The sequence below is a fragment of the Actinomadura macra NBRC 14102 genome, from assembly GCF_001552215.1.
Lineage (GTDB): Bacteria > Actinomycetota > Actinomycetes > Streptosporangiales > Streptosporangiaceae > Spirillospora > Spirillospora macra.
In genome coordinates this window covers 155,191-181,819 of record NZ_BCQT01000026.1, presented here as the reverse complement: position 1 = coordinate 181,819, position 26,629 = coordinate 155,191, and the positions used below count along the sequence as shown (strand labels likewise).

Below are 26,629 nucleotides of genomic sequence, written 5' to 3'. Positions count from 1 at the left end.
GAATCGGAACGTTCAAGGTCACGGTCCGATCTCGACGGAATGTAGTGGAGGTAAAGAGCGGGCGGCAAGTCGTTCTGCGGAAACGGTCAAAACGGGTCAGTCAGAAGTAGCCCCTAGGGAGGACGGTGACCGGGCACGGAGCGGCCCGCAGGACCTTGAGGGCCACCTCGCCGAGGAAGACGCGGTGGGCGGAGGCGTCCTCGCTGGACGCGCAGACGAGGATCTCGCCGTCGGCCCAGTCGAGGTCGTCCATGGCGGCGGCGACGTCGTCGCCCTCGGCGAGGTCGGCGGAGACGTCCTCGGGGAGGAGTTCGGTGGAGTCGAGGGCGAGCCGGATGGCGAGGGCGAGATCGTCGCGGAGCAGCTCCGGGTGGGCGTCGCCGAGCGAGAGGGTGACCAGGCGGAGCGGGACGTCCAGGCGCTCGGCGGCCTGCGCGGCGCGGATCACGGCGTCGTCGCACTGGGGGCGCCGGACGTACATGACGGTGATCCGGTCCAGGTCCTCGGGGACGGTGTAGCCGGAGGGGGCGAGCATCACGGCCTCGGTCGCCGAGTGCAGCAGGTGGTCGGCGGCGGAACCGACGCCGATGCGGCCGCGGGCGCCGCCCTCGGGGGAGCCGACGACGATCAGGTCGGCGCCGGTCCGGCTGGCGAGCAGGGTGAGGCCTCGCCCGACGCTGCGTCCCTCCTGGACGAGCAGGTCCGTGGGCAGGTCGTCGAGGCGGTCGGCGGCCTGCTCCAGCGCGGCGCGGGCCTCGCCCGCGGCGGCGGGGAGTCCGGGCGGGTGGACGATCGCCACGCTCAGCCGGCCGCCGGTCAGCCCAACGATGGCGCGGGCCAGGTCGAGGGCCTCCCGGCCGCCCGCGCCGGGGGCGTATCCGGCCAGGACGTGTTCACCGATCATCTACGGAGCATTCCCCCCGGAGGGCGGGTCAGACGTTCCGCGCCCCCGGCGATCTTGATGCTGGTCGGGGTCGCGCGGGCGCGGTTACGGGGGCGAGCCGGCAGGCGGCTCCCCTCGGGTCGAGGTCGCGGTGAAGACCGTCAGGGAGAGCAGGTCGCGGGCCGGGCCGGTGGGGCGCTGGCCGGCCGGCCAGACCGCGCGCAGCGGCCGGGACAGGTCCAGCTCAGGGACGGGCACGCAGATCAGCCGTCCGCCCGCCAGCTCGTCGGCGACGGCGAGATCGCTCACCACGACCGGGCCCGCCCCGGACTCGGCGGCGGCCTTGAGCGCGGTGGTGGAGGCGAGTTGGAGCAGGGGCGGCGCCGTTCCCCCGTGGGCGGCCAGGGCCCGGTCGAGGACCTCGCGGGTGCCGGAGCCCTGCTCGCGCAGGACGAGGGGTGTCCGCGCCAACTCGGCCGCCGTCACGCCGGACCGGCGCCGCGCCCAGCGGTGCCGCGGCGACACCACCACGACGAGCCGGTCGGCCGCGACGACGGTGCCATTCAACCCGGCCGGGGTTCGCGCGCCTTCCACGAACCCGAGGTCCGCCTCGCCGCTGCGCACCTGGTCGGCGACCACGGTCGAGTTGGCGGTGCGCAGCGTCACCGCCACGTCCGGGTGGGCGCCCTTCAGCGTGACGAGCCAGCCCGGCATCAGGTACTCGGCGACCGTCAGGCTCGCCACGACGCGCAGCCGCCCGTCGCGCCGCTCGCGCAGCGCCGACAGCCCCGCGTCCAGGGCCTCGGCGGCGCCGATCACCTGCCGGGCCCACTCGGCGACCAGCGCGCCGGCCTCGGTGGGGCGCGAGCCGCGCGGGGAACGTTCCAACAAGGTCACGCCGACCTGCCGCTCCATGGAGCGGATGCGGGCGCTGGCGGCGGGCTGGGTGACGCCCAGTTCCACGGCCGCGCGGCCGAGGCTGCCCAGCCGGACGACGGCGAGCAGCAGTTCCAGGGCGCCGAGGTCGGGGACGCGGTGCGAGACGGCCATGGTCGCCAGCCTACGGCACTCATAAAGCCGCCTTATGGATCCATACGCCGGTGGCCTCTACCGGCGCGGACGCTCCGGCTGCACGCTGGACCGCATGGGCCTCACCACCGCACCCCCGAACGGCGGGCTCCTGAGCGAGCTCGACCGCCCCGCCGAACTGTTCCGGCACCTTGGCCCCAACTGGTACGCGTCGGTGATGGGCACGGCGATCGTGGCGAACGGCGCGAACGCGCTCCCGGTGGGGTTCCCGGGGCTGCACGCGTTCGCCGTCGCTGTGTGGGCGGTGTCCCTGGTGATGCTCATCGTGCTGGTGGCGGCGCGGGCCGTCCACTTCGCCCGGCACCGGGAGGTGGCGCGCGCGCAGTTGCTGGAGAACCCGGCGACTGCGGTCTTCTACGGCTGCCCGCCGATGGCCCTGCTCGCGGTCGGCTACGGGACGCTGGAGTTGGGGCCGGCGGTGCTCGGTGACGGGCTCGCGGTCGCGCTCGACGCCGTCCTCTGGACGTCCGGGACGCTCTACGCCGTGCTCGTCGCCGCCGGCATCCCGTACCTCATGATCACCCGGCATCGGTCGGTGCCCGGCGGCGCCAACCCGACGTGGCTGCTGCCCGTCGTCGCGCCGATGGTCTCCGCCGCGCTCGGCCCGGCGCTCGTCCCGCACCTGCCGGAGGGCCAGGCGCGGGCCACGATGCTGTACGGCTGCTACGGCCTGTTCGGGGCGAGCCTGCTGGCCACGCTCGTCCTGCTGCCCGGGATCTGGAGCGGGCTGGTCGAGGGTAGGGCAGCGCCGATGACGCTCACGCCGACGCTGTTCCTCGTCCTCGGGCCGCTGGGGCAGTCCACGACGGCGGTCGTGCAGATCGCCGGAGCGGCCGGCCATGCGGTCCCGGAGTACGCGGTGGCGATGCGGGCCTTCGCGGTCCTGTACGGGGCGCCGGTGCTGGGGTTCGCGCTGCTGTGGCTCGCCCTCGCCGGGGCGGCGAACGTGCGGGCGCTGCGCGGCGGGATGCCGTTCGCGATGACCTGGTGGGCGTTCACGTTCCCCGTCGGCACCTGCGTGACGGGTGCGGCAGGGCTGGCGAGGGTCACCGGGCTGGACGTGCTGACCGATGTCGCCGTGCTCCTGTATCTCCTGCTCCTCACGGCGTGGACCGTCGCCGGGTACCGGACCGCGTGCGGCGTGCTGAGCGGGCGGCTGTTCCTGCCCGCCGTTCCGCGGCCGGTATAGCGAAAGGCTTCATTTTCTCGCCACCTGACAGTCCGGTTTCCGACATAGTTCCCGACTCGTCCCGACACCCTTTTGATGCGCCGCGTAATGGGATGGTTGCGAACGGTTCACGTATGGGTACGATCTGGCTGTCTTCCCGTGCGCGCCGGCCCCGGTCGGCGAGAACCGAACTGAGGCGGCGGTGTTGCCGACTAGAAGGCTTGAACTGCGTTCGGCACGGCCGCCGGCGGAGCTCACGAGCTTCGTCGGCCGCCGCGAGGAACTGACCGAGCTCGCCCGGCTCCTCGACCGTTGCAGGCTCGTCACCCTGACCGGGCCGGGCGGCGTCGGCAAGACGCGGCTCTCGCTGCGCGCCTCGGCGGCGCTCGGCGAGTCGTTCACCGACGGCGTGGCGTTCGCCGACCTGTCGCCGCTGCACGAGCCCGGGCTGCTCACCCAGGCGATCGGGGAGACGCTCGGGCTGCTCGACCAGAACCCGGCGACGGCATTGGACGCGCTCGTCCACCATCTCGCCGACCGCGACCTGCTGCTCGTCCTGGACACCTGCGAGCACCTCGTGGACTCGTGCGCGATGCTGGCCGAGATCCTGCTGCAGAACGCGCCCGGCCTGCGGATCATCGCGACGAGCCGGCAGCCGCTCGACATCCCGGGTGAGCACACCCTGGTCATCGCGCCGCTGGCACGCCCCGAGCCCGGCTGCTACGACCCCGACCGGCCGTGCGACTCGATGACGCTGTTCGCCGAGCGGGCCGCCGCCGTCGTCCCCGGCTGGCGGATGACCGCCGGCAACCGGGCGGCGGTGGCGCGGCTGTGCCACCGGCTGGACGGCATTCCGCTGGCGATCGAGCTGGCCGCCGTCCAGCTCAGGGCCCTGTCGGTCGAGCAGATCGTCGAGCGGCTGGACCGGCGCATCCTGCAGGTCCGTGGCCGCCGCTCCGGGCTGGCCCGGCACCAGACGCTGCGCGCCGCGATCGACTGGAGCCACGAGCTGTGCTCGCCGGACGAGCAGCTGCTGTGGGCGCGGCTGTCGGTGTTCGCCGCCGACTTCGACCTCGAGACCGCCGAGCGGGTCTGCGCGGACGACGCGCTCCCGGCCGACCGGATCTTCGAGCTGATCGCCGGGCTGGTCGACAAGTCGGTCGTGCTGTGCGTCGATCGCGAGGGCGCCGTCCGCTACCGGATGCTCGACACCATGCGCGAGTACGGCGCCTTGCGGCTGGAGGAGGCCGGCGGGACCGAGCCCGTGCGGGCCCGCGCGTTCGACCGCTTCGCCGACGCCATCACCGAGGCCGCCGCGGGGCTGGCCGGCGCCGATCAGCCCCGCTGGCTGGCCTGGTTCCGCCGCGAGCAGGCCCATGTGCGCGACATGATCGACTACGGAGTGCGCCGGGCCCGCGACGACGTGCTCGTCGAGGTCCTGCTCGGGCTGGGCCGGATCTTCGCCCTGCAGGGAATGATCGGAGAGGCGCGGCACTGGTCGCTGCGCGTCATCGACAGCCGCGAGCACGGGCCCGGCGCCGGCTGGACGGAGGTGCTCGCTCTGGCGGGCCTGCTCGCCGCCCTCCAGAACGACCTGGACCCCGCCCGCGACCTGCTGCGCCGCGCCGAGGAACGCGCCGTAGCCGAGGACGATCCGTACGGCCTCGGCTACGTCCGCGAGGTCGAGGGTGTGGCGGCGCTGTGCGCCGGTGACCTTGCCGAGGCGGCCGCCCGGCTGGAGGAGGCCCGCGACCTGCACCGCCGCGCGGGCACCGCGGACGTGCTCGTCCCGATCGCCGACGTGTTCCTCGCGGTGACCCGGACGATGGCGGGCGAGGCCGCCGCCGCCGTCCGGCACGCCGACGATGCGGTCCGGACGACGGAGGCGGCGGGGGAGCAGTGGTGCCGCTCCTACGGGTTGTGCGTGCGCGGCCTCGCGACCCTCATCGGCGGAGACGCCGAGGCGGCGCTCGTCGATGTCCGCGCCGGGCTCCGGATGAAGCGCGACCTCGATGACCGGCTCGGCGTCGCGCTGGCGCTGGACATGGCCGGCTGCTGCCTGGTCGCCCTCGGGGACGCCGTCGCCGGCGTCCGGCTGCTGGCCGCCTCCGACTGGGCGCGCGACTACACCGGTACGTCCATGTTCGGCCCGCAGCACGCGCTGCTGCGCGACGTCTACGAGCAGCAGGCCCACCAGGTCCTCGGGGACACGCTGTTCCAGGCCGCGCTCGAAGCCGGGGCCGGGATCGGCGTGGAGACGGCGATGGCGGAGGCGCTGGGGGAGGGCCCGGCACCCGCGGAGCCGCCGAGCAAGGGGGAGGGGGGCGATTCGGCCCTGACACGGCGGGAGACCGAGATCGCGGCGCTGGTCGCCGAGGGCCTCACCAACCGCCAGATCGCCGAGCGCCTCGTCATCGCCAAGCGCACCGTCGACTCCCACCTGGAGCACATCCTGGCCAAGCTCGGCTTCGCCTCCCGCGCCCAGATCGCCGCCTGGTTCGTCCAGAGCCCGGGGTAGCGCCGTCGCCCGCGCCGCGGGCGGGGCCTGCCGGCTACTCGCCGATCGTCCCGTCCGCCAGTTCCCGCACCACGTCCAGGTGGCCGAGGTGGCGCGCGTACTCCTGCAGGATGTGGAACAGGATCCAGATCAGCGACGGCGCCTCCGCGGGTGCGGTGAAGCGCCCGCCCGCCGCCGCGAAGCCGTCCAGCGGCGCCTCCGCGACGATCTGGCGCGACCGCTCGCAGGTGCGCAGGAACGCGGCCCTGAGCTCGTCGAACGTCTCGTCCGCGCCGACGTGCCAGCGGTCCTGCGGGCCGCGGTCGCCCCACGGCTCGGGTACAGCCTCGGCCGCGAAGCCCCAGTGCAGCCACCTGATCTCGACGTAGGTGAGGTGCTTGAACAGCTCCAGCGGCGTCCAACCGGACGGGAGCAGGCTCGCGCGGAGCCCCGCCTCGGGCAGCCCGTCCAGCTTGCGCAGCAGCGCGTCGCGGTAGAAGTCCAGATACCCGGCGAGCAGCGCGCGCGGGTCGGTCAGCGTGCCGGACGGTTCGGGCGGGGGTTCCACGGGCGTCACCATGATCTCGACCCTAGCCGGAGTCCCCCGCCCTGGCCTGGTCAGGATGCCGTGAGAAAGGGCCGTATCAGAAGGCCGTGTTGGCGAGCCACAGGTCCAGCTCGGCGCGCTCGCCGGTGATCTCTGCGCCGGCCTCCTCGGGGGACAGCCGCCGCGTGAGCATCAGCAGCAGTTCCCGGACGGGCGCGCTCACCATGACGGTTCCCTCGCCGGCCGCGTGCTCGAAGATCGGCCCGTCCGGCTCGCGTGTGATCAGCCACCCGGGCTCCGCCAGGTCGTCGGCACGCAGGTGGAGCGTCTCGCCGTGCCCCCGCAGGGCGGCGAGTTCCGGCTTGATCGTCACCGCGCGGGGCGAGGTCATCAGCTGGAGCCCCTCGGTGATCGCGTCCGCCGCCAGATCGGGTGCGATGGCGAACGGGACGCCCGCCGCGAGCGCCGCGTCCGCGTGGTGGACGGAGGTGTCGTGCAGCATCCGCCGCAGCCAGAACGCCGCCGGAAGCGGGCCGAGGAAGGTCCGCACGAGCGTTTCGGGTCCCCTGTCCTCGACTGCTCCGGCCAGGGCCTCAGCGCCCTCGCGGAGCCAGCCGGGCCACGCCTCGACCGGGCCGGCCTCCGCGTCGGCCGTGTTCGCGATGGCGTCGGCCTCGCCCGTCAGAACCAGGCCCGCCGCCCAGCGGTGTGCCTGCCCGATGTGCCCGACCAGATCCCGGAGCCGCCACTCCGGACAGGTCGGGACGGGCGCCGCCGGGTCCCGTCCGGTGACGGCGTCCGCCATCCCCGCGGTGTGCTCGCGCAGCCCCTCGGCGAGGCGCGCTGCGCCCGGTGTTGCTGTGTTGGGTGTTGTCGCGTCCGGTGCGCTCATGTCGCCGTCCTCTCTCAGGTGCCCCCCGTAACGTAGGAGTTCCAGCCGGGTGGAGGTTCAAGTGAGTGTGATGCACACCACACCGGACGGGTCGCTCGGGATCGGCGATCTGGCGGCCCTGACCGGTGTGCCCGTCCGCACGATCCGTTTCTACTGCGACGAGGGCATCCTCGAACCGGCGCGCAGCGCGGGCGGGCACCGCCGTTTCGGCGCTGCGGCGGTGGATCGGCTGCGGCTCGTCCGGCGGCTGCGCGGGCTCGGCCTCGGGCTGCCCGCCATTGCCTCGGTGCTGCGCGGCGAGCGCTCGGTCGGCGAGGCGGCCGCCGCGCAGCGGGCCGCGCTCGATGTCGAGCTGGCGACGCTGGCATGGCGCCGGGCCGCGCTCCGCGCGATCGAGGACGCGAGCCCGGCCGAGCGGGCGGCGCGGCTGGAGTTGCTCGCCGCGGTCGAGGACGGCCCTGCCGCGCGGGAGGTGCTCTCGGCGTTCTGGCGCCGCCTGGTGCTCGCGCCGGTGTCACCGGAGATCGAGTTCTCGTTCGTGGACATGAGCGTTCCGCCGCCGCCCGCCGACCCGACGCCGGACCAGGTGCTCGCCTACGCCGAGATGGTCGTCCTGGTGGGGGACGAGTCGCTGTCGCGGCGGCTGGTGGCGCGCGGGAAGCTGAACGTGCGGCAGGTGCGCGATGAGCGGACGCTGCTGACCGGGATCGGCGCGGCGATCGGGCTGGCGCTGCCGCGGGTGGCCGCGGGGGAGGAGCCGGGCCCGGGACCCGCGCTGGACCTCTACGTGGAGGCGCACGCCTCCGTCCGGGACGCGCGGGACACCCCGGACTTCCGGCGCGCGCTGCTGGCCGGTGCCGAGGTCGACGGGGATCCCCGGATGCGCCGGTACTGGGAGCTGTTCGGCGCGGTCACGGGAGAGCCCGTCACCGGGGGCGGCGCCCATATCTGGCTGGTCGACTCCCTGGCCCGGACGGTCGGCTGAGCGCCGCCGGCCCCCGCCCGGAATACCCGGAGCCCCGGCGCTGTTCCGGTACGATAGTTGAAAGTTCTACTATTTGGAGGACGGCATGCAGTTCGGGATCTTCTCGGTCGGCGACGTCACCCCGGACCCGACGACCGGCCGCACCCCCTCCGAGGCCGAGCGGATCAAGGCGATGGTCACCATCGCCGAGCACGCCGAGCGCGCGGGGCTGGACGTCTTCGCCACCGGCGAGCACCACAACCCGCCGTTCGTGCCGTCCTCCCCGACGACGATGCTCGGCTACATCGCCGCGCGCACCGAGCGCCTCATCCTGTCCACCGCGACCACGCTGATCACCACCAACGACCCGGTGAAGATCGCCGAGGACTTCGCGATGCTCCAGCACCTGGCCGGCGGCCGGGTGGACGTGATGATGGGGCGCGGCAACACCGGCCCGGTCTACCCGTGGTTCGGCAAGGACATCCGGGACGGCATCCCGCTCGCCATCGAGAACTACAACCTGGTGCACCGGCTCTGGCGCGAGGACGTGGTCGACTGGGAGGGCGAGCACCGCACCCCGTTGCAGTCGTTCACCTCGACGCCGCGCCCGCTGGACGGCGTGCCGCCGTTCGTCTGGCACGGCTCCATCCGCAGCCCCGAGATCGCGGAGCAGGCCGCCTACTACGGTGACGGATTCTTCGCCAACCACATCTTCTGGCCCAAGGAGCACTTCCAGCGCCTCATCGGGCTGTACCGGCGTCGGTACGAGTTCTACGGGCATGGTGCGGCCGACCAGGCGATCGTGGGCCTCGGCGGGCAGGTGTTCATGCGGCGGAACTCGCAGGACGCCGTCCGGGAGTTCCGCCCGTACTTCGACAACGCGCCGGTCTACGGGCACGGACCGTCGCTGGAGGAGTTCACCGCCGAGACGCCGCTTACGGTCGGCAGCCCGCAGCAGGTGATCGAGAAGACCCTGACGTTCCGCGACCACTTCGGCGACTACCAGCGCCAGCTGTTCCTGATGGACCACGCGGGACTGCCGCTGAAGACCGTCCTGGAGCAGATCGACCTGCTGGGGGAGGAGGTCGTCCCGGTGCTGCGCAGGGAGTTCGAGTCGCTGCGCCCGGCGCACGTCCCGGCGACCGCCCCGACGCACGCCGCCCGCGCCGCCGCGGAGGCCGTCCGATGAGCGGGCTGGTCGTCGTCTCTGCCGGGCTGGGGCAGCCGTCGTCCACGCGCCTGCTCGCCGACCGCCTCGCCGCGGCGGCGGCCGGCGGACTCCGCCCGGACGTCGCCGTCGAGACGATCGAGTTGCGTGACCACGCCCACTCGATGGTCGATGCGACCCTCGCCGGGTTCCCGTCCGGTGCGTTCCGGACGGCACTGGAGGCCGTGACGGGCGCCGACGGGCTCATCGCGGTGACGCCGGTGTTCAACGCCTCCTACAGCGGCCTGTTCAAGATGTTCTTCGACGTCATCGAGCGTGGCGCCCTGGAGGGGACGCCGGTGCTGCTCGGCGCGACCGGCGGCACCGCACGGCATTCGCTCGCCATCGACTACGCGTTGCGCCCGCTGTTCGGCTACCTGCGCGCCACCGCCGTCCCGACCGCCGTCTACGCGGCGTCCGAGGACTGGGGCGGGACCGGGGGCGACCTCGCCGAGCGCGTCGCCCGCGCGGGCGCGGAGCTGGCGGCCCTGATGGAGGCCCGTCCCGCCGCCGCGCGGGACGACCCCTACGCCGACCCCGTCCCCTTCGAGGAACTGCTCGCCGGCGGCCGATGAACGCCATCTAACCCGTGACTTATATAAGCTGAAGCTGTAGCTTGCCGGGTGTGCACGCCTTCGATGTGCTGGGCGACCCGGTACGACGCCGGATCCTGGAGCTGCTCGCTGACGGTGAGCGGTCCTCGGGCGAGGTGTCGGCCGTCATCCAGAAGGAGTTCGGGATCTCGCAGCCCGCCGTGTCGCGGCACCTCCGGGTGCTGCGGGACGCCGGCTTCGCCGTCGTGCGAGCCGAGGGCACCCGCCGCCTGTACGCGGTGGACGCCGCGCCCCTGCGGGAGGTCGACGCCTGGCTCGACCGGTTCCGCCGCTACTGGACCCCGCACTTGGACGCCCTGGCGACCGAACTCGCCCGGGGCAGGCGTACCGGCCGACCACCGGCCCCACGACCACCAGGGAGCGAAACATGATCGAAGTGACCGGGCAGATCAACGCCGTCCGCCGCCGCGTCGGCGAGCGCGTGCTGGAGGCCGGCACCGCCCGCACAGTCACGATCAGCCAGACCTACGACACCGACGCCGAGAACCTGTGGGACGCCTGCACCGATCCCGAGCGCCTGCCGCGCTGGTTCCTGCCCGTCTCCGGCGACCTGCGCCTCGGCGGTCGCTTCCAGATCGAGGGCAACGCCGCGGGAACGATCGAGCGCTGCGACCCGCCCGAAGGGTTCTCCGCCACCTGGGAGTTCGCCGGCCAGATGAGCTGGATCGAGGTGCGCCTGATCCCGGAGGGGGACGGCCGGACCCGCTTCGAGCTGGAGCACATCGCCCACGCCGACGACCACTGGGAGCAGTTCGGGCCCGGCGCCGTGGGCGTCGGCTGGGATATGGCCGTCCTCGGCCTGGCGCTGCACATCGCGGCCGGCGCGGACCGTCATGTGGCCGACCCCGGCTGGGCGGCCACCGACGAGGGCAAGGAGTTCACGCGGCTGAGCGGCGCGGCGTGGGGCACCGCGCACGCCGCCGCCGACGGTGACGAGGCCCTCGCCCGCGCCTGCGCCGAGCGCACCATCGCCGCCTACACCGGGGAGACGGCGTGACCTCCGCTCGGGCGTGTCCCTGACCTGGGCGTCCTGACCGGGCAGAATGGCGCGGGTGGACGTTCGGGTGGGCGTCCGCGTCGAGGGGGTCGTGCAGGGGGTCGGATTCCGGCCGTTCGTGCACGGGCTCGCGACCGGCCTCGGACTGTCCGGGCTGGTCGGCAACGACGCGGGCGGCGTGTTCATCGAGGTCGAGGGCGCGCCCGAGGAGATCGGGCGGTTCCTGGACGGGCTGCGCGCCCGCCCGCCGCGGCTGGCCGTCGTCGAGCGGGTCACCACGCGCGAGCTGGCGGCGGCGGGCCGCGCCGGGTTCGCCATCGTGGGCAGCGACGGGTCGGGGGAGCGGCGCGCGCTGGTGTCCGCCGACTCCGCGACCTGCGGCGACTGCCTGCGCGAGCTGCACGATCCGCGTGACCGGCGGTACGGCTACCCGTTCATCAACTGCACCGGCTGCGGACCGCGCTTCACGATCGTGACCGGCGTCCCCTACGACCGCCCGAACACGACCATGGCCGGGTTCGCCATGTGCGGCCCATGCGCCGCCGAGTACGAGGACCCCGCGGACCGCCGCTTCCACGCCCAGCCCGTGTGCTGCCCGTCCTGCGGTCCCGCCCTCACGCTGCATCCCCCGGCGGACGATCCGCTGTCCACCGCGCGGGCCCTGCTCGCGGACGGCGCCGTCCTCGCGGTCAAGGGCCTGGGCGGGTACCACCTGGCGGCGCGGGCGGCGTCCGAGTCCGCGGTCGCGGCGCTGCGGTCCCGCAAGCACCGTGAGGACAAGCCATTCGCCGTGATGGTCCCCGACCTGGCGGCGGCCCGCGAGCTGTGCGTCCTCGACGACGCCGAAGAGGCCCTGCTGCGCGGGGCGCGGCGTCCGATCGTCCTGCTGGGACGTCGCCCGCACGCCGCGCTCGCCGCCGCCGTCGCGCCGGGCAACCGGTCGGTCGGGCTCATGCTCCCCTACACGCCGCTGCACCACCTGCTCGTCACCGAACCCGTCGTATTGACCAGCGGGAACGCCGCCGACGAACCCATCGCGCACCGCGACGAGGACGCCCTGGAACGGCTCGATGGCATCGCCGACGCGTTCCTCATGCACGACCGTCCGATCCACGTCCGCACCGACGACTCGGTGGTGCGGTCGTTCCGCGGCCGCGCCCTCCCGGTACGTCGGTCGCGCGGCTACGCGCCGGAGCCGCTGCCGATCGCGCCGGGACGTCCCGTCCTGGCGTGCGGCGCGGAGCTGAAGAGCACCTTCTGCCTGACACGCGGCGGACGGGCGTTCGTCTCCCACCACATCGGCGACCTGGAGAACCACGAGACGCTCCGCGCATTCGAGGACGGGATCGAGCACTTCCGGCGGCTGTTCGACATCGCCCCTGAACTGGTGGCGCACGACCCGCATCCGGAGTACCTGTCGACCAAGTACGCGCTGGAGCTGGACCTCCCGGCGGTCGCCGTCCAGCACCACCACGCGCACATCGCCTCCTGCCTCGCCGACAACGGGGTGGACGGTCCGGTGATCGGCGTGGCGTTCGACGGCACCGGCCTCGGGACGGACGGCACGCTGTGGGGCGGCGAGTTCCTCGTCGCGGACCTGCGCGGGTTCCGGCGGGCCGGGCACCTCGCGCCCGTCCCGCTGCCGGGCGGCGCGGCGGCGGTCCGCGAACCCTGGCGGATGGCGGCGGCGTACGGCGTCCCCGGCGACCTGCCGGTCGCCCGCCGCCCCGAGTGGGACGCCGTCACCGCCCTGGCCGCCGCCGGCGCGCCCCTCGCGCCGTTCACCTCCAGCATGGGACGGCTGTTCGACGCGGTGGCGGCCGTCCTGCGCGTCCGGGACCGGGTCAGCTACGAGGGGCAGGCCGCGATCGAGCTGGAACAACGGGCCGATCCCGCCGAACGGGCCGCCTACCGGGCCGCCATCACGACGGCCGAGGTGTTCACGGTGGCGGGAGCGGACCTGGTCGGGGAGGTGGTGGACGACCTCCGCGCGGGCACGGCCGTCCCGGTGATCGCGGCGCGCTTCCACAACGGCGTGGCGGCGCTGACCGTCGAGGCCGCGGCCCGGGTCCGGGACGCGACGGGGCTCGGGACGGTCGCGCTGTCCGGTGGCGTGTTCCAGAACATGTTCCTCCTGGAACGCGCCGTGAGCGGGCTGCGCGAGGCGGGCTTCGAGGTGCTGACGCACCATCGCGTCCCGCCCAACGACGGCGGCATCAGCCTCGGGCAGGCCGCCGTCGCCACGGCCCGGTGCGCGTCCGAAGGCCGGAGCGAAGGTCAGCCGTCCTCCAGGTCGCCTTCCACTTCCAGGTAGAGGCGCTTGAGGGCGTCCAGCGTCTCCTGCTCCGGGTGTTCCCACATGCCCCGATCGGCGGCCTCCAGCAGCCGCTCGGTGATGCCGTGCAGCGCCCACGGATTGGACTCGTTGAAGAACGCCTGGTTCTCCTCGTCCAGCGCGTAGGTGCGGGCGAGCTGCTCGTACATCCAGTCGGCGACGACGCCGGCGGTCGCGTCGTATCCGAACAGGTAGTCGACGGTGGCGGCCAGCTCGAACGCGCCCTTGTAGCCGTGCCGCCGCATCGCGGCCAGCCACCGCGGATTGACGACCCGGGCGCGGAAGACACGGGAGGTCTCCTCGTCCAGGGTGCGGGTGCGGACGGCGTCCGGGCGGGTGCTGTCGCCGATGTAGGCCCGCGGAGCGCGCCCGGTCAGCGCCCGGACCGTCGCGATCATGCCGCCGTGGTACTGGAAGTAGTCGTCGGAGTCGGCGATGTCGTGCTCACGGGTGTCGGTGTTCTTGGCCGCGACGCTGATCCGCCGGTAGGCGTTCTCCATGTCGCCGCGCGCCGGGACGCCGTCCAGCCCGCGGCCGTAGGCGAAGCCGCCCCACACCGCGTACACCTCGGCGAGGTCGGAGTCGTCGCGCCAGTTGCGGCTGTCGATCAGCGGCAGGATCCCGGCACCGTAGGCACCCGGCCGCGACCCGAAGACGCGCAGGGTCGCGCGCCGCTCGTCGCCGTGCGCCTCCCGGTCGGCCCGGACGTGGGCGCGGACGTAGTTGTCCTCCTCCGGCTCGTCCTGGCCCGCCGCGATCTGGACGGCGTCGTCCAGCATCGCCACGGCGTGCGGGAACGCGTCGCGGAAGAACCCGCTGATCCTGATCGTGACGTCGATGCGCGGGCGCCCCAGCTCCGCTACGGGGACGGGCTCCAGCCCTGTCACGCGCCGGGACGCCTCGTCCCACACCGGGCGGACGCCGAGCAGCGCGAGGACTTCGGCGATGTCGTCGCCGGACGTCCGCATCGCGCTGGTGCCCCACACCGACAGGCCCACCGAGCGCGGCCACTCGCCGGTGTCCTCGCGGTAGCGGGCGAGCAGCGAGTCGGCCATCGCCCGGCCCGTCTCGTACGCCAGGCGGCTCGGGACCGCCTTCGGGTCGACGGAGTAGAAGTTGCGGCCGGTCGGCAGCACGTTGATGAGCCCGCGCAGCGGCGAGCCGCTCGGCCCCGCCGGGACGTACCCGCCGTCCAGCGCGTGCAGCACGTTGCCGATCTCATCCGTGGTCCGGGCGAGCCGGGGGACGATCTCGGTCGCGGCGAACCGCAGGATCTCCGCGACCTGCCCGTCCGCGACCTCGTCCGCGGCGTCCGGTTCCCAGCCGCGCTCCTCCATGGCGGCGACCAGCGCGCGTGCCCGCTCCTCGACCGCATCGACGTCCTGCCGGACGGTGCTCTGCTCGTCCAGCCCGAGCGCCTCGCGCAGGCCGGGCAACGTCATGGAGCCGCCCCACATCTGCCGGGCCCGCAGCATGGCCAGGACGAGGTCGACCCGTGTCGCGCCCTCCGGCGCGGCGCCGAGCACGTGCAGCCCGTCGCGGATCTGGACGTCCTTGACCTCGCAGAGCCAGCCGTCCACGTGCAGGAGGAAGTCGTCGAACTCCGCGTCGTGCGGGCGGTCGTCCAGGCCGAGGTCGTGGTCGAGCCGCGCCGCCTGGATCAGCGTCCAGATCTGCGCGCGGATCGCCGGGAGCTTCGCCGGGTCGAGCGCGGCGATGTTCGCGTGCTCGTCCAGCAGCTGTTCGAGCCGGGCGATGTCGCCGTAGCTCTCGGCGCGCGCCATCGGCGGGATCAGGTGGTCGACCAGCGTCGCGTGGGCGCGCCGCTTGGCCTGCGTCCCCTCGCCGGGGTCGTTCACCAGGAACGGGTAGATCAGCGGCAGGTCGCCGATCGCCGCGTCGGGACCGCACGACGCCGACATCCCGGCGGACTTGCCGGGCAGCCATTCCAGGTTCCCGTGCTTGCCGACGTGGACCACCGCGTGCGCGCCGAACTCGTCCGCGATCCACCGGTACGCGGCGAGGTAGTGGTGGCTGGGCGGCAGGTCTGGATCGTGGTAGATCGCGACCGGATTCTCCCCGAATCCCCGCGGCGGCTGGACGATCAGCACCACGTTCCCGGACCGCAGTGCGGCGAGGACGATCTCCGGTTCGCCCGAGTCGTCCACGAACAGTTCCCCGGGCGGTGGGCCCCAGTGCCGCTCGACGTCCGCCCGCAGTTCTCCGGGAAGGGTCGCGTACCAGCGCTCGTACGTCGCCGCCGGGATGCGGACGGGGTTGCCGGTCAGCTGCGCCTCGGTCAGCCAGTCGGGGTCCTGCCCGCCCGCCGCGATCAGCGCGTGCATCAGCGCGTCGCCCTCGCCCGGCAGGTCGTCCCCGACGTCATAGCCGTGCTCGCGCATCGCGGCGAGCAGCCCGACGACGCTGGCGGGCGTGTCCAGCCCGACCGCGTTGCCGATGCGCGCGTGCTTGGTCGGATACGCCGACAGCATCAGCGCGACCCGCTTCTCGCCCGCCGGGACGTGCCGCAGGGCCCCGTGCCGGACCGCGATCCCGGCGACCCGGGCCGCCCGCTCGGGATCGGCCACGTAGACGCTGAGCCCGTCCTCGTCGGTCTCCTTGAACGAGAAGGGGACGGTGATGATCCGGCCGTCGAACTCGGGCACGGCCACCTGCGTCGCCGTGTCCAGCGGGGAGAGCCCGTCGTCGTTGTCCTCCCAGGCCGCCCGCTCGCTCGTGAGGCACAGCCCTTGCAGGATCGGCACGTCCAACTCGGCCAGGGCGCCCACGTCCCATGCCTCGTCGTCACCTCCCGCGCCGGCGAAGGCGGGTTTCGTCCCGCCGGCGGCGAGCACGGTGACGACCAGCGCGTCGACGCGTCCGAGCGTTTCCAGCAGCGGGCCCTCGGCGGTCCGCAGCGACGCGCAGAACACCGGCAGCGCCCGCCCGCCCGCGGCCTCGATCGCCGCGCACAACGCCTCGACGAACGCGGTGTTCCCGGCGAGGTGATGGGCCCGGTAGTAGAGCACCCCCACCAGGGGGCCGTTCCGCTCCGCGGGTTCGCGCTCCAGCACGCCCCACGTGGGCGTCGCCGCCGGCGGCGCGAACCCGAACCCCGTCAGCAGGACGGTGTCGGAGAGGAACCGGAACAGTTCTCCCAGGTTGCCGGGTCCGCCATGCGCGAGATACGCGTGGGCCTCCGCGCTGACGCCCGCGGGCACGGTGGACAGCCCCATCAACTCGGCGTCGGGGGACTGCTCCCCGCTGAGGACCACCACCGGGCGGGGCCCGGCGAGCAGCGCGTCCAGACCCTCCTCCCAGGCCCGTCGCCCGCCGAGCAGCCGGACGACGACGAGATCGGTGCCCTCGACGAGCCCGGGGAGGTCCTCCACACCGGTACGCGCGGGGTTGGCGAGACGGAAGTCGGCGCCGCTGGCGCGCGCACTGAGCAGATCGGTGTCCGAGGTGGACAGCAGCAAGATCACGCGGATCGGGTCCTCACCCGGGGTCCTCGCCCCGAATCGCAGGCTGAATCGGTGGCGGCCCGGAGTCTCCTGGCTCCCGGATCGGCGCTCGCCCCGGCCTTCCCGCTCACGCGGTGGCCGTACGCGGGGTCCGCTCCCCGGTGACAGTGGCGGGACCGCGCCGGATTCGCACCGGCTTCCTCCACAAGTCGCCGCCCACACCCTAACCGGTCCCCATCAGCCGGGGAGGCACGGGAGGGCCTCGCGGTGCGGGCGGGACGCCCGCCGATTTCCCGAAAACCGTCCAGGCGTCCGGACGAAGGCGTCATGATCACCCGATGGAACCGGACATTCTGCGGGACGCTGAGCCGGCCGCGTGGCGGGTGCGGCGCTGGGCGGCACCGGTCGCGCTCGCCGTGCTGGTCGCCACCGCCATCGGCGGGGTGCGGCTGGCGGTGGACGAGAGCGGCCCGCCCGGCACGGCCCCGCCGCACCCGGCTTACACGCCACCCCGATTCATGATCGCCGTGGGCCGGAGCGGCGCCGGCTCCGAGCCCAGCGGGCCCAGCGGGCCGGCGCCGTTCTTCCAGGTTCACGAGTTCCGGCCGGACGGGCGACCGGAGCTCGCGGACTCGGTGCGGACACCACCGTCCGCCGGAGCGGCACAGGAGATCATCGAGGGCCCCAGGGGCGCGTTCGTGGTCGTCTCCTCGACAACCGACCCCTGCGAGTCGCGGTTCTACGGCTTCCGGCTGACGAGCGACGGCCACGTGAAGGATCTGGCGCCGCTGCGCGCGGGCACCACGCCCGGCCTCGTGGCGGGGACCGCCGTGAGCCCGGACGGGCAGCGGATCGCCTACGCCACGGCCCCCTGTGCCGGCGACCTGCGGCCGGCGGGCCCGCCACGGGCCACCGTGACGGTCCTGGACACCGGCACCGGACGGCGTCGCACCTGGGGGATGGCCGGAGACAAGGTCGTCGGCCACATCGTCTGGGCCGCGGACGGCCGTACCCTCGGCTACTCCACCAGCGACATCGTCGAGGGAACCGCCGCTGACTCGATCACCGGCGAGACCGCGGCGAACGCCGCGGTACGCGCCCTCGACACCGGCGCCCCGGGCACGGACCTTTCGGCCGGCCGCCCGCTGTTCCGCGTGCCCGCCGGCGGCTGGACGGTCACGACCGCCGTCATGGCCCCGGACGGACGCACCGGCTACGGCGTCATGCGCAGGGGCAGGCCCGCGACCACCGTCCTGTTCACCTTCGAGGAGGGACGGGAGATGCGGATCACCAAGACCTACCGGCCCGACCCGAACAAGATCGTTACGCTCGGCTTCGTGTCGATGGTGGAGCCCCGCCACGCCTGCCTGACCGGGCCCGACGCCTTCGGGCGCGTCATCGAGGAACGCTTCGAGGCCGGCTCGCGAAGCCTTGGCCGCTGCGGGACGGCCATGGTCTCCTGAACCGGTCGTAGGATCCGGTCATGCGTGCTGGGGCGGACGGGTGTCCGGGGTTGGTGCGGGTGCATGCCGCCGCCGATGGCGGACTGGCGCGCGTCCGGCTGCCCGGCGGGGTGATCAGCGGGCCGCGGTTCGCGGTGCTCGCGGCGGCCGCCGCGGAGCTCGGGGATGGGTTCCTTGAGCTCACCTCGCGGGCCAACGTGCAGGTCAGGGGGCTCTCGGACGGTGCGGAACGGGAGCTCGGCGCGCGGCTGCGCGCCGCCGGCCTGCTGCCGTCCACCACGCATGAGCGGGTCCGGAACATCGCCGCGAGCGTGCTCAGCGGGCGGGACGGGGCCGGGCTGCTCGACGTCCGGCCCCTCGTCGCGCGACTCGACGCGGAGCTGTGCGCCGACCCCGGGCTGGCCGAACTGCCCGGACGGTTCCTGTTCACCCTGGACGACGGGCGCGGCGATGTCATCGCGATGCGCGGTGACGTCGGGCTCTACGCCGTGGGCGCTGACGAGATGGCCCTCGTCCTCGCCGGTGCCGACAGCGGGCTCCGGGCCCGTCCCGAGGAGGCGGTCGATCTCGCGCTCAGCGCCGCGCGTGCGTTCCTGCGCGTCCGGACGGGGGAGTGGCGGGTGGCCGAGCTGGCCGGCGGGCTTCCGCTGCCCGGTGCGCGTGCGGAGCCCGTGGCCGTTCCGGTGGCTCCACGGCGGACGGCGCTGGGCGCGATCCCGCAGCGAGACGGGCGGACGGCGTTCTCCGGGCTCGTCCCGCTCGGCCGCCTCGACCCGGCGCCGCTGCACGGCGCCGGAGAGATCATTGTCACTCCGTGGCGGGGGGTCGTGATTCCGGATCTTTCGGACGTGCCACACTTCCCTGGCCTGGTCACCGCGCCGGAGTGGGACGGACTCACCTCCTGCGCGGGGCGGCCGGGCTGCGCCAAGTCGCTGACGGACGTCCGCGCCGACGCCGCCCGGACGCGGGCCGCGGGCGGGCTGCCGGTGCACTGGTCGGGCTGCGAGCGGCAGTGCGGGCGCCCGGCCGACCGGCACGTGGCGGTCGTGGCGACGCCCGGCGGGTACGAGGTGCGGCTCGATGGGACGGTGCGCACGGGCGACCTGACGGCGACGGCGGCGGCCGTCGCGACGACACGGAGGAGCGAGTGATCGACTACGTCCGCGACGGTGCGGAGATCTACCGGCGGTCGTTCGCGACCATCAGGGCGGAGGCGGACCTCGCGGGCCTGCCCGAGGACGTCGCCCGGGTCGCCGTCCGCATGATCCACGCGTGCGGGATGACCGACCTGGTGCAGGATCTCGGGTACGCGCCCGGGGCGGTGGCGGCGGCGCGGGCGGCGTTGGTGGACGGACGGCCCGTTTTCTGCGATGCGCGCATGGTCGCGGCCGGGGTGACGCGCGCGCGGCTGCCGGCGGACAATGACGTGGTCTGCACACTCGGCGACCCCCGTGTGCCGGGGCTGGCGAGGGAACTCGGCACCACCCGCAGCGCCGCCGCCCTGGAGCTGTGGCGCGACCGGCTCGCCGGGTCGGTGGTGGCGATCGGGAACGCGCCGACGGCCCTGTTCCGGCTGCTGGAGATGGTCGCGGACGGCGCGGGCGTCCCGGCCGCGGTGATCGGCGTCCCGGTCGGGTTCATCGGCGCGGCCGAGTCCAAGGAGGCGCTCGCCGCGTCCGGCCTGCCGTACCTGGTCGTGCGGGGCCGGCGGGGCGGCAGCGCCATGACCGCCGCCGCGGTCAACGCCATCGCCAGCGAGGAAGAGTGATGACCGGACACCTGTACGGCGTGGGCCTCGGCCCCGGCGACCCCGAGCTGATCACGCTCAAGGCGGCCCGGCTGATCGAGGCCGCGGAGGTGGTCGTCTACCACTCGGCCCGGCACGGGCGCAGCATCGCCCGGTCCATCGCCGCGGGGCATCTGCGGGACGGGCAGATCGAGGAACCGCTGATCTACCCGGTGACGACGGAGGCGACCGGGGACTACCGGCGTGTCCTGGAGGAGTTCTACGAGCGGTGCGCCGCCCGGCTGGCCGAGCACCTCGACGCCGGGCGTGACGTGGTCGTGCTCTGCGAGGGCGACCCGCTCTTCTACGGCTCCTACATGCACCTTCACAAGAGGCTGGACGGGCGGTACCCGACGACGGTGGTACCGGGCATCACCTCGGTCAGCGGGGCGTCCGCCGAGCTGGGACGGCCTCTGGTCGAGCGCGACGAGGTGCTGACCGTCCTGCCGGGGACGCTGCCGCCAGGCGAACTGGCCCACCGTCTCGCCGTGACCGACTCGGCCGCGATCCTCAAGCTCGGCCGGACGTTCGGGAACGTTCGGCAGGCCCTGGACGAGGCCGGCCGCCTGGACGACGCCTGGTACGTCGAGCGGGCCACCACCGACGAGCAGCGCGCGCTGCCCCTCGCGGACGTGGACCCCGCGAGCGTCCCCTACTTCTCCGTGGCGCTCCTGCCGAGCCGGGTGCACGAGCGGACGCGCCGGAGCCTGCCGGAGCGGGCGGCCGGGCACGGCGCCGGCGAGGTCGCGATCGTCGGACTCGGCCCCGCCGGACGCGCCTGGCTGACCCCCGAGGCGCAGGACGCCCTGGCCGCGGCGGACGACCTGGTCGGCTACGGCCCCTACCTGGCGCGCGTCCCGCCCAACCCCCGGCAGGAGCGCCACGCGTCCGACAACCGGGTCGAGTCCGAGCGTGCCGAGTTCGCGCTGGCGCTGGCCGAACGCGGGCGGCGGGTCGCGGTGGTGTCGTCCGGCGACCCGGGCGTGTTCGCGATGGCCGCCGCCGTCCTGGAGGTGGCCGCCGAGGACCGCTGGAAGGACATCCCGGTGCGGGTCCTGCCCGGCCTGACCGCCGCGAACGCGGTCGCGGCCCGGATCGGCGCGCCGCTCGGGCACGACTACTGCGTCCTGTCGCTGTCGGACCGGCTCAAGCCCTGGGACGTCATCGAGGCGCGGCTGGCCGCCGCCGCCTCGGCCGACCTCGTGATCGCGATCTACAACCCGGCGTCCAGGACCCGCACCGCCCAGGTGGCCAAGGCGCGGGACGTCCTGCTGGCGCACCGGTCCCCGGACACCCCCGTCGTCATCGGACGCGATGTCGGCGGCCCCGAGGAGAGCGTCCGCGTCGTCCGGCTCGCCGACCTCTGCGCGGACGGCGTCGACATGCGCTGCCTGCTGCTGGTCGGCTCGTCCCGGACACGGGTGGCCGAGCGGGGCGACGGGCGCCCCACGGTCTTCACGCCGCGCCGCTACCCGTGACGCGCAAGCCAGTCCGCCGCCTCCCCGACCGTCGCCACGACGGGCACGCCCTCGGGGGCGGGCGGCCGGTCGACCATCACGACCGGGAGCCCCAGCGTCCGGGCGGCGGTGAGCTTCGCGGACGTCATCGCGCTGCCGCTGTCCTTGGTGACCAGCGTGTCGATCGCGTGGCGCCGCATCAGCGCCAGCTCCTCGCCCACGGTGAACGGGCCCCGCGCGAGGACGGTCTCCATGCGCGGCGGCACCGGCGGCTCGGGCGGATCCACCGACCGCACGAGGAACCAGCGACGCGCGTCCGCGGCGAACGCGGCGAGGTTCTTGCGGCCCGTCGTCAGGAAGACCCGCTCGCCGGGCAGGGTCGCCGCGGCGACCTTCAGGGACGGGACGCGCCGCCAGTCGTCGCCGGGTGCCGGCGTCCAGCCGGGGCGGCGCAGGACGAGCAGCGGCACGCCGGTGCGCCGGGCCGCCACGACGGCGGAGGCGGTCATCAGCGCGGCGAACGGGTGCGTCGCGTCCACCACGGCGTCGATCCGCTCCTCGCGCAGCCAGGCGGCGAGGCCGTCCGGCCCGCCGAAGCCGCCGATCCGGCTGCGGCCCGGTGGCAGGTCCGGCGCGGCGGTGCGGCCCGCCAGGGAACTGATCACCTCGCGGGACGGGTCGCCCGAAAGGTCCGCCGCCAGCCTGCGGGCCTCGCCGGTGCCGCCCAGCAGCAGTACGCGCATGGTCACGAGGGCATGGTAGGGGTGTGAGCAGGCCGGACGCGGGAGGGCTCCGCTACGGATGGACGACCGGCGCGTGCGCGACGGCCGCGACCAAGGCCGCGCACGCGGCGCTGCTCACCGGCGAGTTCCCCGACCCGGTGGAGATCACGCTACCGAAGGGGCAGCGGCCCGCGTTCGCCCTGGCCGTGGAGGAGATCGGCGACGGCTTCGCGACCGCCGGGATCGTCAAGGACGCCGGCGACGACCCGGACGTGACGCACGGCGCGCTCATCCGCTCGACCGTCCGGCGCGGCGCGCCGGGGACCGGCGTGGCGTTCCGCGCGGGCCCGGGCGTCGGCACCGTGACCCGGCCCGGCCTGCCGCTGGACGTGGGGGAGCCCGCGATCAACCCTGTGCCCCGGCAGATGATGCGGGACGTCCTCGGCGACGCCGACGTGATCGTGGAGATCTCCGTGGACGGCGGTGCCGAACTGGCCCGCAGGACCTGGAACCCGCGCCTCGGGATCCTCGGCGGGCTGTCGATTCTCGGCACGACCGGCGTCGTCGTCCCGTACTCCTGCTCGGCGTGGATCGACAGCATCCGGCGCGGCATCGACGTCGCGCGGGCGGCCGGGCGCACCCACGTCGCGGGCGCGACGGGCAGCACGTCCGAGCGGGTCGTCGCCGAACTGTACGGCCTGCCCGAGGAGGCGCTGCTCGACATGGGCGACTTCGCCGGCGCCGTCCTGAAGTATCTGCGGCGGCACCCGGTGCCGAGGCTGACGATCGCCGGCGGTATCGGCAAGCTCGCCAAGCTCGCCGCCGGGCACCTCGACCTGCACTCGGCGCGCTCCCAGGTCGACTTCGCGCTGCTCGCCTCGATGGTCGGCGACCCGGACACGGCCGGCCGTGTCCGGGCCGCCAACACCGCGCTGGACGCCCTCCAGATCTGCGGGCGGGCGGGCGTCCCGCTCGGGGATCTCGTGGCCGCCCGGGCCCGTGACACCGCGCTCGGCGTCCTGCGCGGCGCGCCGGTCGCGGTCGACGTCGTGGTCATCGACCGCGCCGGAACGATCGTCGGCCGTGCCGGTGAATCCGCGTGAGCAGGCGGCGTCAACGGCGGCGGGCCGCGGAGTACAGGTGGCTGTCGGTGAAGCCCGTGGCCGTGAGGACCGCGCCGACGATGATCACGGCGGTCCTGCTGATGCCCGCCGCACGGACCCGTGCGGCGATGTCGGCCAGCGTCCCCCGCACCACCACCTCGTCCGGACGGGACGCGCAGGCGACGACGGCCACCGGACAGTCCGCACCGTAGTTCGGTGTCAGCTCGTCCACCACCGCCTCGATCCGCTGGACGGCGAGATGCAGCACCATCGTGGCGCGGCTCCGTCCGAGCGTGCCGAGGTCCTCGCCCGGCGGCATCGGGGTGGCCCGCGCCGACGTCCGGGTGAGCACGACGGTCTGCGCCACCTCCGGGACGGTCAGCTCCCGGCCGAGGGCGGCGGCGGCCGCGGCGAACGCGGGGACGCCCGGTGTCACGTCGTAGGGGACGCCCTCCGCGTCGAGGCGGCGCATCTGCTCGGCCATGGCGCTGAACACCGACGGGTCGCCCGAGTGCAGCCGCGCCGCGTCCTGGCCCCGGGCGTGCGCGTCCACCAGTTCGGCGACGATGTCGTCCAGCACCATCGCCGCGGTGTCCACCACGCGCGCGCCCGCCGGGCACCACTCCAGCACCTCGCGTGGGACGAGGCTCCCCGCGTAGAGGCAGACCGGCGACGCGGCGATCAGGTCGCGCCCGCGCACGGTCATCAGGTCGGCGGCACCCGGACCGGCGCCGATGAAGTGCACCGTCACCGTTCCCGCACCGCCGTCCACTGGGTCACCGGCATCATCGGCCTCCATCCCGTGAACCCGCCGACCGGCGCGGCCCTGCTGATCGCGATCCTGGTCAGTTCGCCACCGAGCCGCCCGCGGGCCTCGGCGACGACCTGCTCCGACTCCAGGGTGACGGCGTTCACCACCAGCCGCCCGCCCGGCCGGAGCGCCTCCCAGCACGTGTCCACCATGCCGGGGACGGTGACGCCGCCGCCGACGAAGACCGCGTCCGGCGCGTCCAGGCCCGCGAGCGCGGCGGGCGCCGGGCCGATCACCAGGCGCAGCCCGGGCACGCCGAGGGACGCGGCGTTCGTGCCGACCCGCGCCGCGCGCTCGGGGTCCCGCTCGATCGCGACGGCGCGGCACGACCGGTGCGTCCGCATCCATTCGACGGCGATGCTGCCCGCGCCCGCCCCCACGTCCCACAGCAGCTCGCCCGGGACGGGACCGAGCCGGGCGAGGGTGATCGCGCGGACCTCCCGCTTGGTGAGCTGCCCGTCGTGGTCGTACGCCTCGTCCGGCAGCCCCGGCGCGAGGGACACGCCCTCGCCGCGGCAGCGGACGGCCACGATGTTGAGGGCGTCGACGCCGTCGCGCAGGGGCCCGACCCGCTCGTCCGGCGCGCCGAGCCGTTCCAGGACGGTCAGCTCGCTGCGGCCGTAGCCGCGCTCCTCCAGCAGGGCCGCGACCTGAGCGGGCGTCCCGGCTCCCGCGCTGAGCACCAGCACCCGGCGGCCCGGCGCCAGCACCGCGTTCAGCGCGGCCAGCGGACGGCCCACCGCGCTGACGACCTCGGTGTCCTCGACCGGCCAGCCGAGCCGCGCGCAGGCCAGCGACACCGACGAGGGGTGCGGCAGCACCCGCACCGAACCCAGCAACCCGACCAGCACGGACCCGACGCCGTAGAACATCGGGTCGCCGCTCGCCGCCACCGCGATCCGCCGCCCCCGGTGCGCCTCGAAGAGCCCGGGCAACGCGGGCAGCATCGGCGACGGCCACGGGACGCGCTCGCCGGGCAGGTCCGGCAACAGCCCGAGCTGCCGCGCGCCCCCCATCACCACCTCGGCCGCCCGGAACGCCGCCCGGGCGGCACCGGACAGGCCGTCCCAGCCGTCCGCGCCGATACCGACGACGGTGACCTCGGGCCAGGGGGCCTCAGACATTGCCGAGCACCCGGGTGATCGCGATCTCGATGACGACACGCTGCGGGTTGGCGCGCGGCGGCCGGTACCGCTCGGCGTAGCGGCGCTCGGCGTCGGCCACGGACTCCGCGTCCGTCCGCAGCACGGCGCGGCCCTCGATCGTCGCCCAGCGGCGCCCGTCCACCTGGCCGACCGCGACGGGCAGCCCGCCCGATCCCGCCCGCCCGACGTGCCGCGCCTTCGCCGACGCGCCCGAGGTGATCACCCGGACGAGTCCGGCGGCCGCGTCCAGCGTGGCGCCCACGGGCACCGCGTGCGGCGTGCCGTCCGGGCGGATCGTGACCAGTGTGCACAGATGCCGTTCCCGCCAGAACGCCAGCAGCCGCTCGTCCTCCAGGTCCAGCCGGTGTCGCGTCGTCCCCGTCATGGCCAGCAGGATCCCAGAGCCGGGGCAGGCCCCGTTCACCAGACCCCCCGCGACCGTCTAGGACGTCTCTGACGGGGTCGGGCAGGGCCCTTGCGGCGTGGGCGTCGCGGGCGTGCGGGACGGAGCGGCCGGCGCCGGGCCTGTTCTGCGCAGGTTATGCCGTTTCATCACGGACTGGAGGTCGGGCCGGCCCCCCGTCCCGTCGGCGTCGGCGAGGGTCGGGCATGCCCACGCGTCCTGGCGCCCCCACGAGTAGCTGATGTCGAACGCCGGGTTCGGGACGAGCCGGTCCCACCGGTTCAGGATCGACTTCAGTTGCGCGCCGTCGGGCAACCGCCAGTTCCGCTCGCCGTCGTTGCAGGACTGCCCGAACGTCTGCACGACGGGGACGATCATCGGGCGCGGGAACCCGGCACGGACCGCCTGGCCGACCATCGTGTCGATGGCCGTGAGGTCGCAGCCCTTCGTGTCCGCGCGGCAGGGATAGGGGTCGAGGCCGATGAGGTCGAGATGGGTCTCGGCCGGCCGGAGCGACCGCATCGGCCAGTCGGTGAGCGAGGCGAACGCCTTCTGCCCAGGCGCGTGCCTGTGGACGATGTCGGCACGCTCCCGGATCTTCGCGGCGATCCCGGGGCACTCGGCGGGGTTCGGCTCGTCCGAGAGGTACCAGCCGTAGACGCGCTCGTTCCGGGCGAACCGCTTGACGGTCTCGGCGAACGCGGAGGAGTCGGCGATCTGGAAGTCGCCGCAGGTGGTGTTGCCGACCCAGAGCAGGGCCCGGCCGCCCTCGGGCAGCGCGGCGATGTCGCCCTCGTCGGGATCGACGTCGAACAGGTCGTAGCCGAGCCGGGCGGCCTTCGCGCGGTCGCCGGCGGGCATGTTCAGTGCGAGGTGCAGGGTGCCGCTCGCGCGGGCCGCGACCGGGCGGGCGGCGGCGTCCCCGGGTAATGGGGCGATCAGGTATCCGGTGACGGCGCCGCCGAGGGCGGCGAGGGCGGCCACGGCGGCGAGACGCGTCTTCATTCGCTCTCCCGGCATCGCTGGTGCGGACGTGCCCAGCGTCGCACGGGCGGAGCGTGATCACCGCGATACGGCGGATA

The 26,629-nt window shown here is 74.4% G+C and carries 23 protein-coding genes and 1 riboswitch; of the genes, 13 read left to right on the top strand and 10 right to left on the bottom strand.

The genetic code is table 11. From position 1 onward, the window contains the following. Positions 1-100: 100 nt before the first annotated feature. The gene (locus tag AMA02S_RS35900) at positions 101-904 is read right to left on the bottom strand and encodes a universal stress protein (RefSeq protein ID WP_067468116.1); all 804 of its coding nucleotides are present in this window, start codon (positions 902-904) and stop codon (positions 101-103) included. A gap of 84 nt (positions 905-988) precedes the next feature. Beyond that, a complete protein-coding gene (locus AMA02S_RS35895; protein ID WP_067468113.1) occupies positions 989-1,933 on the bottom strand; it encodes a LysR family transcriptional regulator in 945 nt (314 codons plus the stop codon). A 34-nt stretch (positions 1,934-1,967) separates the two neighbouring features. Here AMA02S_RS35895 and AMA02S_RS35890 point away from each other — a divergent pair, with 34 nt between their 5' ends. Together AMA02S_RS35890 and AMA02S_RS35885 are read left to right on the top strand one after the other, a co-directional pair. Beyond that, positions 1,968-3,161 (top strand): TDT family transporter, encoded by a 1,194-nt coding sequence (locus AMA02S_RS35890; protein ID WP_084265958.1) that lies wholly within the window; start codon positions 1,968-1,970, stop codon positions 3,159-3,161. A 184-nt stretch (positions 3,162-3,345) separates the two neighbouring features. Next, positions 3,346-5,658, top strand: a complete 2,313-nt coding sequence (locus AMA02S_RS35885; protein WP_067468205.1) for an ATP-binding protein — start codon at positions 3,346-3,348, stop codon at positions 5,656-5,658. Positions 5,659-5,692: 34 nt separating this feature from the next. On the opposite strand, the gene AMA02S_RS35880 is transcribed toward AMA02S_RS35885, so the two are convergent. Together AMA02S_RS35880 and AMA02S_RS35875 are read right to left on the bottom strand one after the other, a co-directional pair. Continuing rightward, on the bottom strand, positions 5,693-6,217 hold the full coding sequence (locus AMA02S_RS35880; RefSeq protein ID WP_067468111.1) for a DinB family protein: 525 nt from the start codon (positions 6,215-6,217) through the stop codon (positions 5,693-5,695). A gap of 64 nt (positions 6,218-6,281) precedes the next feature. Then, positions 6,282-7,076: a maleylpyruvate isomerase family mycothiol-dependent enzyme gene (locus AMA02S_RS35875; RefSeq protein WP_067468104.1), complete on the bottom strand. Its 795-nt coding sequence runs from the start codon at positions 7,074-7,076 to the stop codon at positions 6,282-6,284. Between the two features lie 70 nt (positions 7,077-7,146). Here AMA02S_RS35875 and AMA02S_RS35870 point away from each other — a divergent pair, with 70 nt between their 5' ends. The 6 genes from AMA02S_RS35870 to hypF all read left to right on the top strand — a co-directional run bounded on the left by AMA02S_RS35870 (position 7,147) and on the right by hypF (position 13,172). After that, positions 7,147-8,061 carry a MerR family transcriptional regulator gene (locus tag AMA02S_RS35870; protein ID WP_067468102.1) on the top strand — a complete coding sequence of 305 codons (915 nt, stop codon included), beginning with the start codon at positions 7,147-7,149 and terminating at the stop codon, positions 8,059-8,061. 85 nt (positions 8,062-8,146) lie between these two features. Beyond that, entirely contained in the window at positions 8,147-9,229 is a 1,083-nt protein-coding gene (locus tag AMA02S_RS35865; RefSeq protein ID WP_067468202.1) for an LLM class flavin-dependent oxidoreductase, read from the top strand. Beyond that, positions 9,226-9,822 (top strand): CE1759 family FMN reductase, encoded by a 597-nt coding sequence (locus AMA02S_RS35860; protein ID WP_067468100.1) that lies wholly within the window; start codon positions 9,226-9,228, stop codon positions 9,820-9,822. Before AMA02S_RS35865 ends, AMA02S_RS35860 begins: the two co-directional genes overlap by 4 nt. Positions 9,823-9,872: 50 nt before the next feature. Continuing rightward, positions 9,873-10,232 carry an ArsR/SmtB family transcription factor gene (locus AMA02S_RS35855; RefSeq protein WP_067468097.1) on the top strand — a complete coding sequence of 120 codons (360 nt, stop codon included), beginning with the start codon at positions 9,873-9,875 and terminating at the stop codon, positions 10,230-10,232. After that, the gene (locus AMA02S_RS35850; RefSeq protein WP_067468096.1) at positions 10,229-10,858 is read left to right on the top strand and encodes an SRPBCC family protein; all 630 of its coding nucleotides are present in this window, start codon (positions 10,229-10,231) and stop codon (positions 10,856-10,858) included. The genes AMA02S_RS35855 and AMA02S_RS35850 overlap by 4 nt, the downstream gene beginning before the upstream one ends. 55 nt (positions 10,859-10,913) lie before the next feature. Beyond that, complete coding sequence (gene hypF, locus AMA02S_RS35845; RefSeq protein WP_245667976.1) at positions 10,914-13,172, top strand: carbamoyltransferase HypF; 2,259 nt, start codon at positions 10,914-10,916, stop codon at positions 13,170-13,172. On the opposite strand, the gene cobN is transcribed toward hypF, so the two are convergent. Further along, the gene (gene cobN, locus AMA02S_RS35840; protein ID WP_067468092.1) at positions 13,136-16,678 is read right to left on the bottom strand and encodes a cobaltochelatase subunit CobN; all 3,543 of its coding nucleotides are present in this window, start codon (positions 16,676-16,678) and stop codon (positions 13,136-13,138) included. The two genes, hypF and cobN, sit on opposite strands and share 37 nt — an antisense overlap. A 63-nt stretch (positions 16,679-16,741) precedes the next feature. Further along, positions 16,742-16,859, bottom strand: a riboswitch (cobalamin riboswitch). A gap of 136 nt (positions 16,860-16,995) precedes the next feature. On the opposite strand from cobN, the gene AMA02S_RS35835 reads away from it, so the two are divergent. Genes AMA02S_RS35835 through AMA02S_RS35820 form a run of 4 tightly spaced genes read left to right on the top strand, consistent with a single transcriptional unit; the run spans position 16,996 to position 21,384 of the window. Beyond that, entirely contained in the window at positions 16,996-18,120 is a 1,125-nt protein-coding gene (locus AMA02S_RS35835) for a WD40 repeat domain-containing protein (RefSeq protein ID WP_067468089.1), read from the top strand. A gap of 20 nt (positions 18,121-18,140) precedes the next feature. Further along, positions 18,141-19,271 carry a ferredoxin-like domain-containing protein gene (locus tag AMA02S_RS35830; RefSeq protein ID WP_067468086.1) on the top strand — a complete coding sequence of 377 codons (1,131 nt, stop codon included), beginning with the start codon at positions 18,141-18,143 and terminating at the stop codon, positions 19,269-19,271. Continuing rightward, the gene (locus AMA02S_RS35825) at positions 19,268-19,888 is read left to right on the top strand and encodes a precorrin-8X methylmutase (RefSeq protein WP_067468083.1); all 621 of its coding nucleotides are present in this window, start codon (positions 19,268-19,270) and stop codon (positions 19,886-19,888) included. The genes AMA02S_RS35830 and AMA02S_RS35825 overlap by 4 nt, the downstream gene beginning before the upstream one ends. Further along, positions 19,888-21,384, top strand: a complete 1,497-nt coding sequence (locus AMA02S_RS35820; protein WP_067468081.1) for a precorrin-2 C(20)-methyltransferase — start codon at positions 19,888-19,890, stop codon at positions 21,382-21,384. The genes AMA02S_RS35825 and AMA02S_RS35820 overlap by 1 nt, the downstream gene beginning before the upstream one ends. Here AMA02S_RS35820 and AMA02S_RS35815 read toward each other — a convergent pair. Beyond that, positions 21,375-22,106 carry a cobalt-precorrin-6A reductase gene (locus AMA02S_RS35815; protein WP_067468079.1) on the bottom strand — a complete coding sequence of 244 codons (732 nt, stop codon included), beginning with the start codon at positions 22,104-22,106 and terminating at the stop codon, positions 21,375-21,377. The two genes, AMA02S_RS35820 and AMA02S_RS35815, sit on opposite strands and share 10 nt — an antisense overlap. Before the next feature lie 23 nt (positions 22,107-22,129). On the opposite strand from AMA02S_RS35815, the gene AMA02S_RS35810 reads away from it, so the two are divergent. Next, positions 22,130-23,188, top strand: coding sequence for a cobalt-precorrin-5B (C(1))-methyltransferase (locus AMA02S_RS35810; protein WP_067468076.1), 1,059 nt, complete (start codon positions 22,130-22,132; stop codon positions 23,186-23,188). Positions 23,189-23,198: 10 nt separating this feature from the next. On the opposite strand, the gene cobM is transcribed toward AMA02S_RS35810, so the two are convergent. The 4 genes from cobM to AMA02S_RS35790 are packed head-to-tail and all read right to left on the bottom strand — an operon-like array spanning position 23,199 to position 26,552. After that, on the bottom strand, positions 23,199-23,939 hold the full coding sequence (gene cobM, locus AMA02S_RS35805) for a precorrin-4 C(11)-methyltransferase (RefSeq protein ID WP_067468199.1): 741 nt from the start codon (positions 23,937-23,939) through the stop codon (positions 23,199-23,201). Beyond that, positions 23,936-25,123: a bifunctional cobalt-precorrin-7 (C(5))-methyltransferase/cobalt-precorrin-6B (C(15))-methyltransferase gene (locus AMA02S_RS35800; RefSeq protein WP_067468074.1), complete on the bottom strand. Its 1,188-nt coding sequence runs from the start codon at positions 25,121-25,123 to the stop codon at positions 23,936-23,938. Before AMA02S_RS35800 ends, cobM begins: the two co-directional genes overlap by 4 nt. Then, positions 25,116-25,529, bottom strand: a complete 414-nt coding sequence (locus tag AMA02S_RS35795; protein ID WP_067468072.1) for a pyridoxamine 5'-phosphate oxidase family protein — start codon at positions 25,527-25,529, stop codon at positions 25,116-25,118. Before AMA02S_RS35795 ends, AMA02S_RS35800 begins: the two co-directional genes overlap by 8 nt. A gap of 57 nt (positions 25,530-25,586) precedes the next feature. After that, positions 25,587-26,552, bottom strand: coding sequence for a hypothetical protein (locus AMA02S_RS35790; protein ID WP_067468070.1), 966 nt, complete (start codon positions 26,550-26,552; stop codon positions 25,587-25,589). Positions 26,553-26,629: the final 77 nt, after the last annotated feature.

Bases quoted from the DNA above. Each gene is read 5' to 3' on its own strand.
- AMA02S_RS35900 (WP_067468116.1), bottom strand. From the start codon at position 904: ATGATCGGTGAACACGTCCTGGCCGGATACGCCCCCGGCGCGGGCGGC.
- AMA02S_RS35895 (WP_067468113.1), bottom strand. From the start codon at position 1,933: ATGGCCGTCTCGCACCGCGTCCCCGACCTCGGCGCCCTGGAACTGCTG.
- AMA02S_RS35890 (WP_084265958.1), top strand. From the start codon at position 1,968: ATGGATCCATACGCCGGTGGCCTCTACCGGCGCGGACGCTCCGGCTGC.
- AMA02S_RS35880 (WP_067468111.1), bottom strand. From the start codon at position 6,217: ATGGTGACGCCCGTGGAACCCCCGCCCGAACCGTCCGGCACGCTGACC.
- AMA02S_RS35875 (WP_067468104.1), bottom strand. From the start codon at position 7,076: ATGAGCGCACCGGACGCGACAACACCCAACACAGCAACACCGGGCGCA.
- AMA02S_RS35870 (WP_067468102.1), top strand. From the start codon at position 7,147: ATGCACACCACACCGGACGGGTCGCTCGGGATCGGCGATCTGGCGGCC.
- AMA02S_RS35865 (WP_067468202.1), top strand. From the start codon at position 8,147: ATGCAGTTCGGGATCTTCTCGGTCGGCGACGTCACCCCGGACCCGACG.
- AMA02S_RS35860 (WP_067468100.1), top strand. From the start codon at position 9,226: ATGAGCGGGCTGGTCGTCGTCTCTGCCGGGCTGGGGCAGCCGTCGTCC.
- AMA02S_RS35850 (WP_067468096.1), top strand. From the start codon at position 10,229: ATGATCGAAGTGACCGGGCAGATCAACGCCGTCCGCCGCCGCGTCGGC.
- AMA02S_RS35835 (WP_067468089.1), top strand. From the start codon at position 16,996: ATGGAACCGGACATTCTGCGGGACGCTGAGCCGGCCGCGTGGCGGGTG.
- AMA02S_RS35830 (WP_067468086.1), top strand. From the start codon at position 18,141: ATGCGTGCTGGGGCGGACGGGTGTCCGGGGTTGGTGCGGGTGCATGCC.
- AMA02S_RS35820 (WP_067468081.1), top strand. From the start codon at position 19,888: ATGACCGGACACCTGTACGGCGTGGGCCTCGGCCCCGGCGACCCCGAG.
- AMA02S_RS35815 (WP_067468079.1), bottom strand. From the start codon at position 22,106: ATGCGCGTACTGCTGCTGGGCGGCACCGGCGAGGCCCGCAGGCTGGCG.
- AMA02S_RS35800 (WP_067468074.1), bottom strand. From the start codon at position 25,123: ATGTCTGAGGCCCCCTGGCCCGAGGTCACCGTCGTCGGTATCGGCGCG.
- AMA02S_RS35795 (WP_067468072.1), bottom strand. From the start codon at position 25,529: ATGACGGGGACGACGCGACACCGGCTGGACCTGGAGGACGAGCGGCTG.
- AMA02S_RS35790 (WP_067468070.1), bottom strand. From the start codon at position 26,552: ATGAAGACGCGTCTCGCCGCCGTGGCCGCCCTCGCCGCCCTCGGCGGC.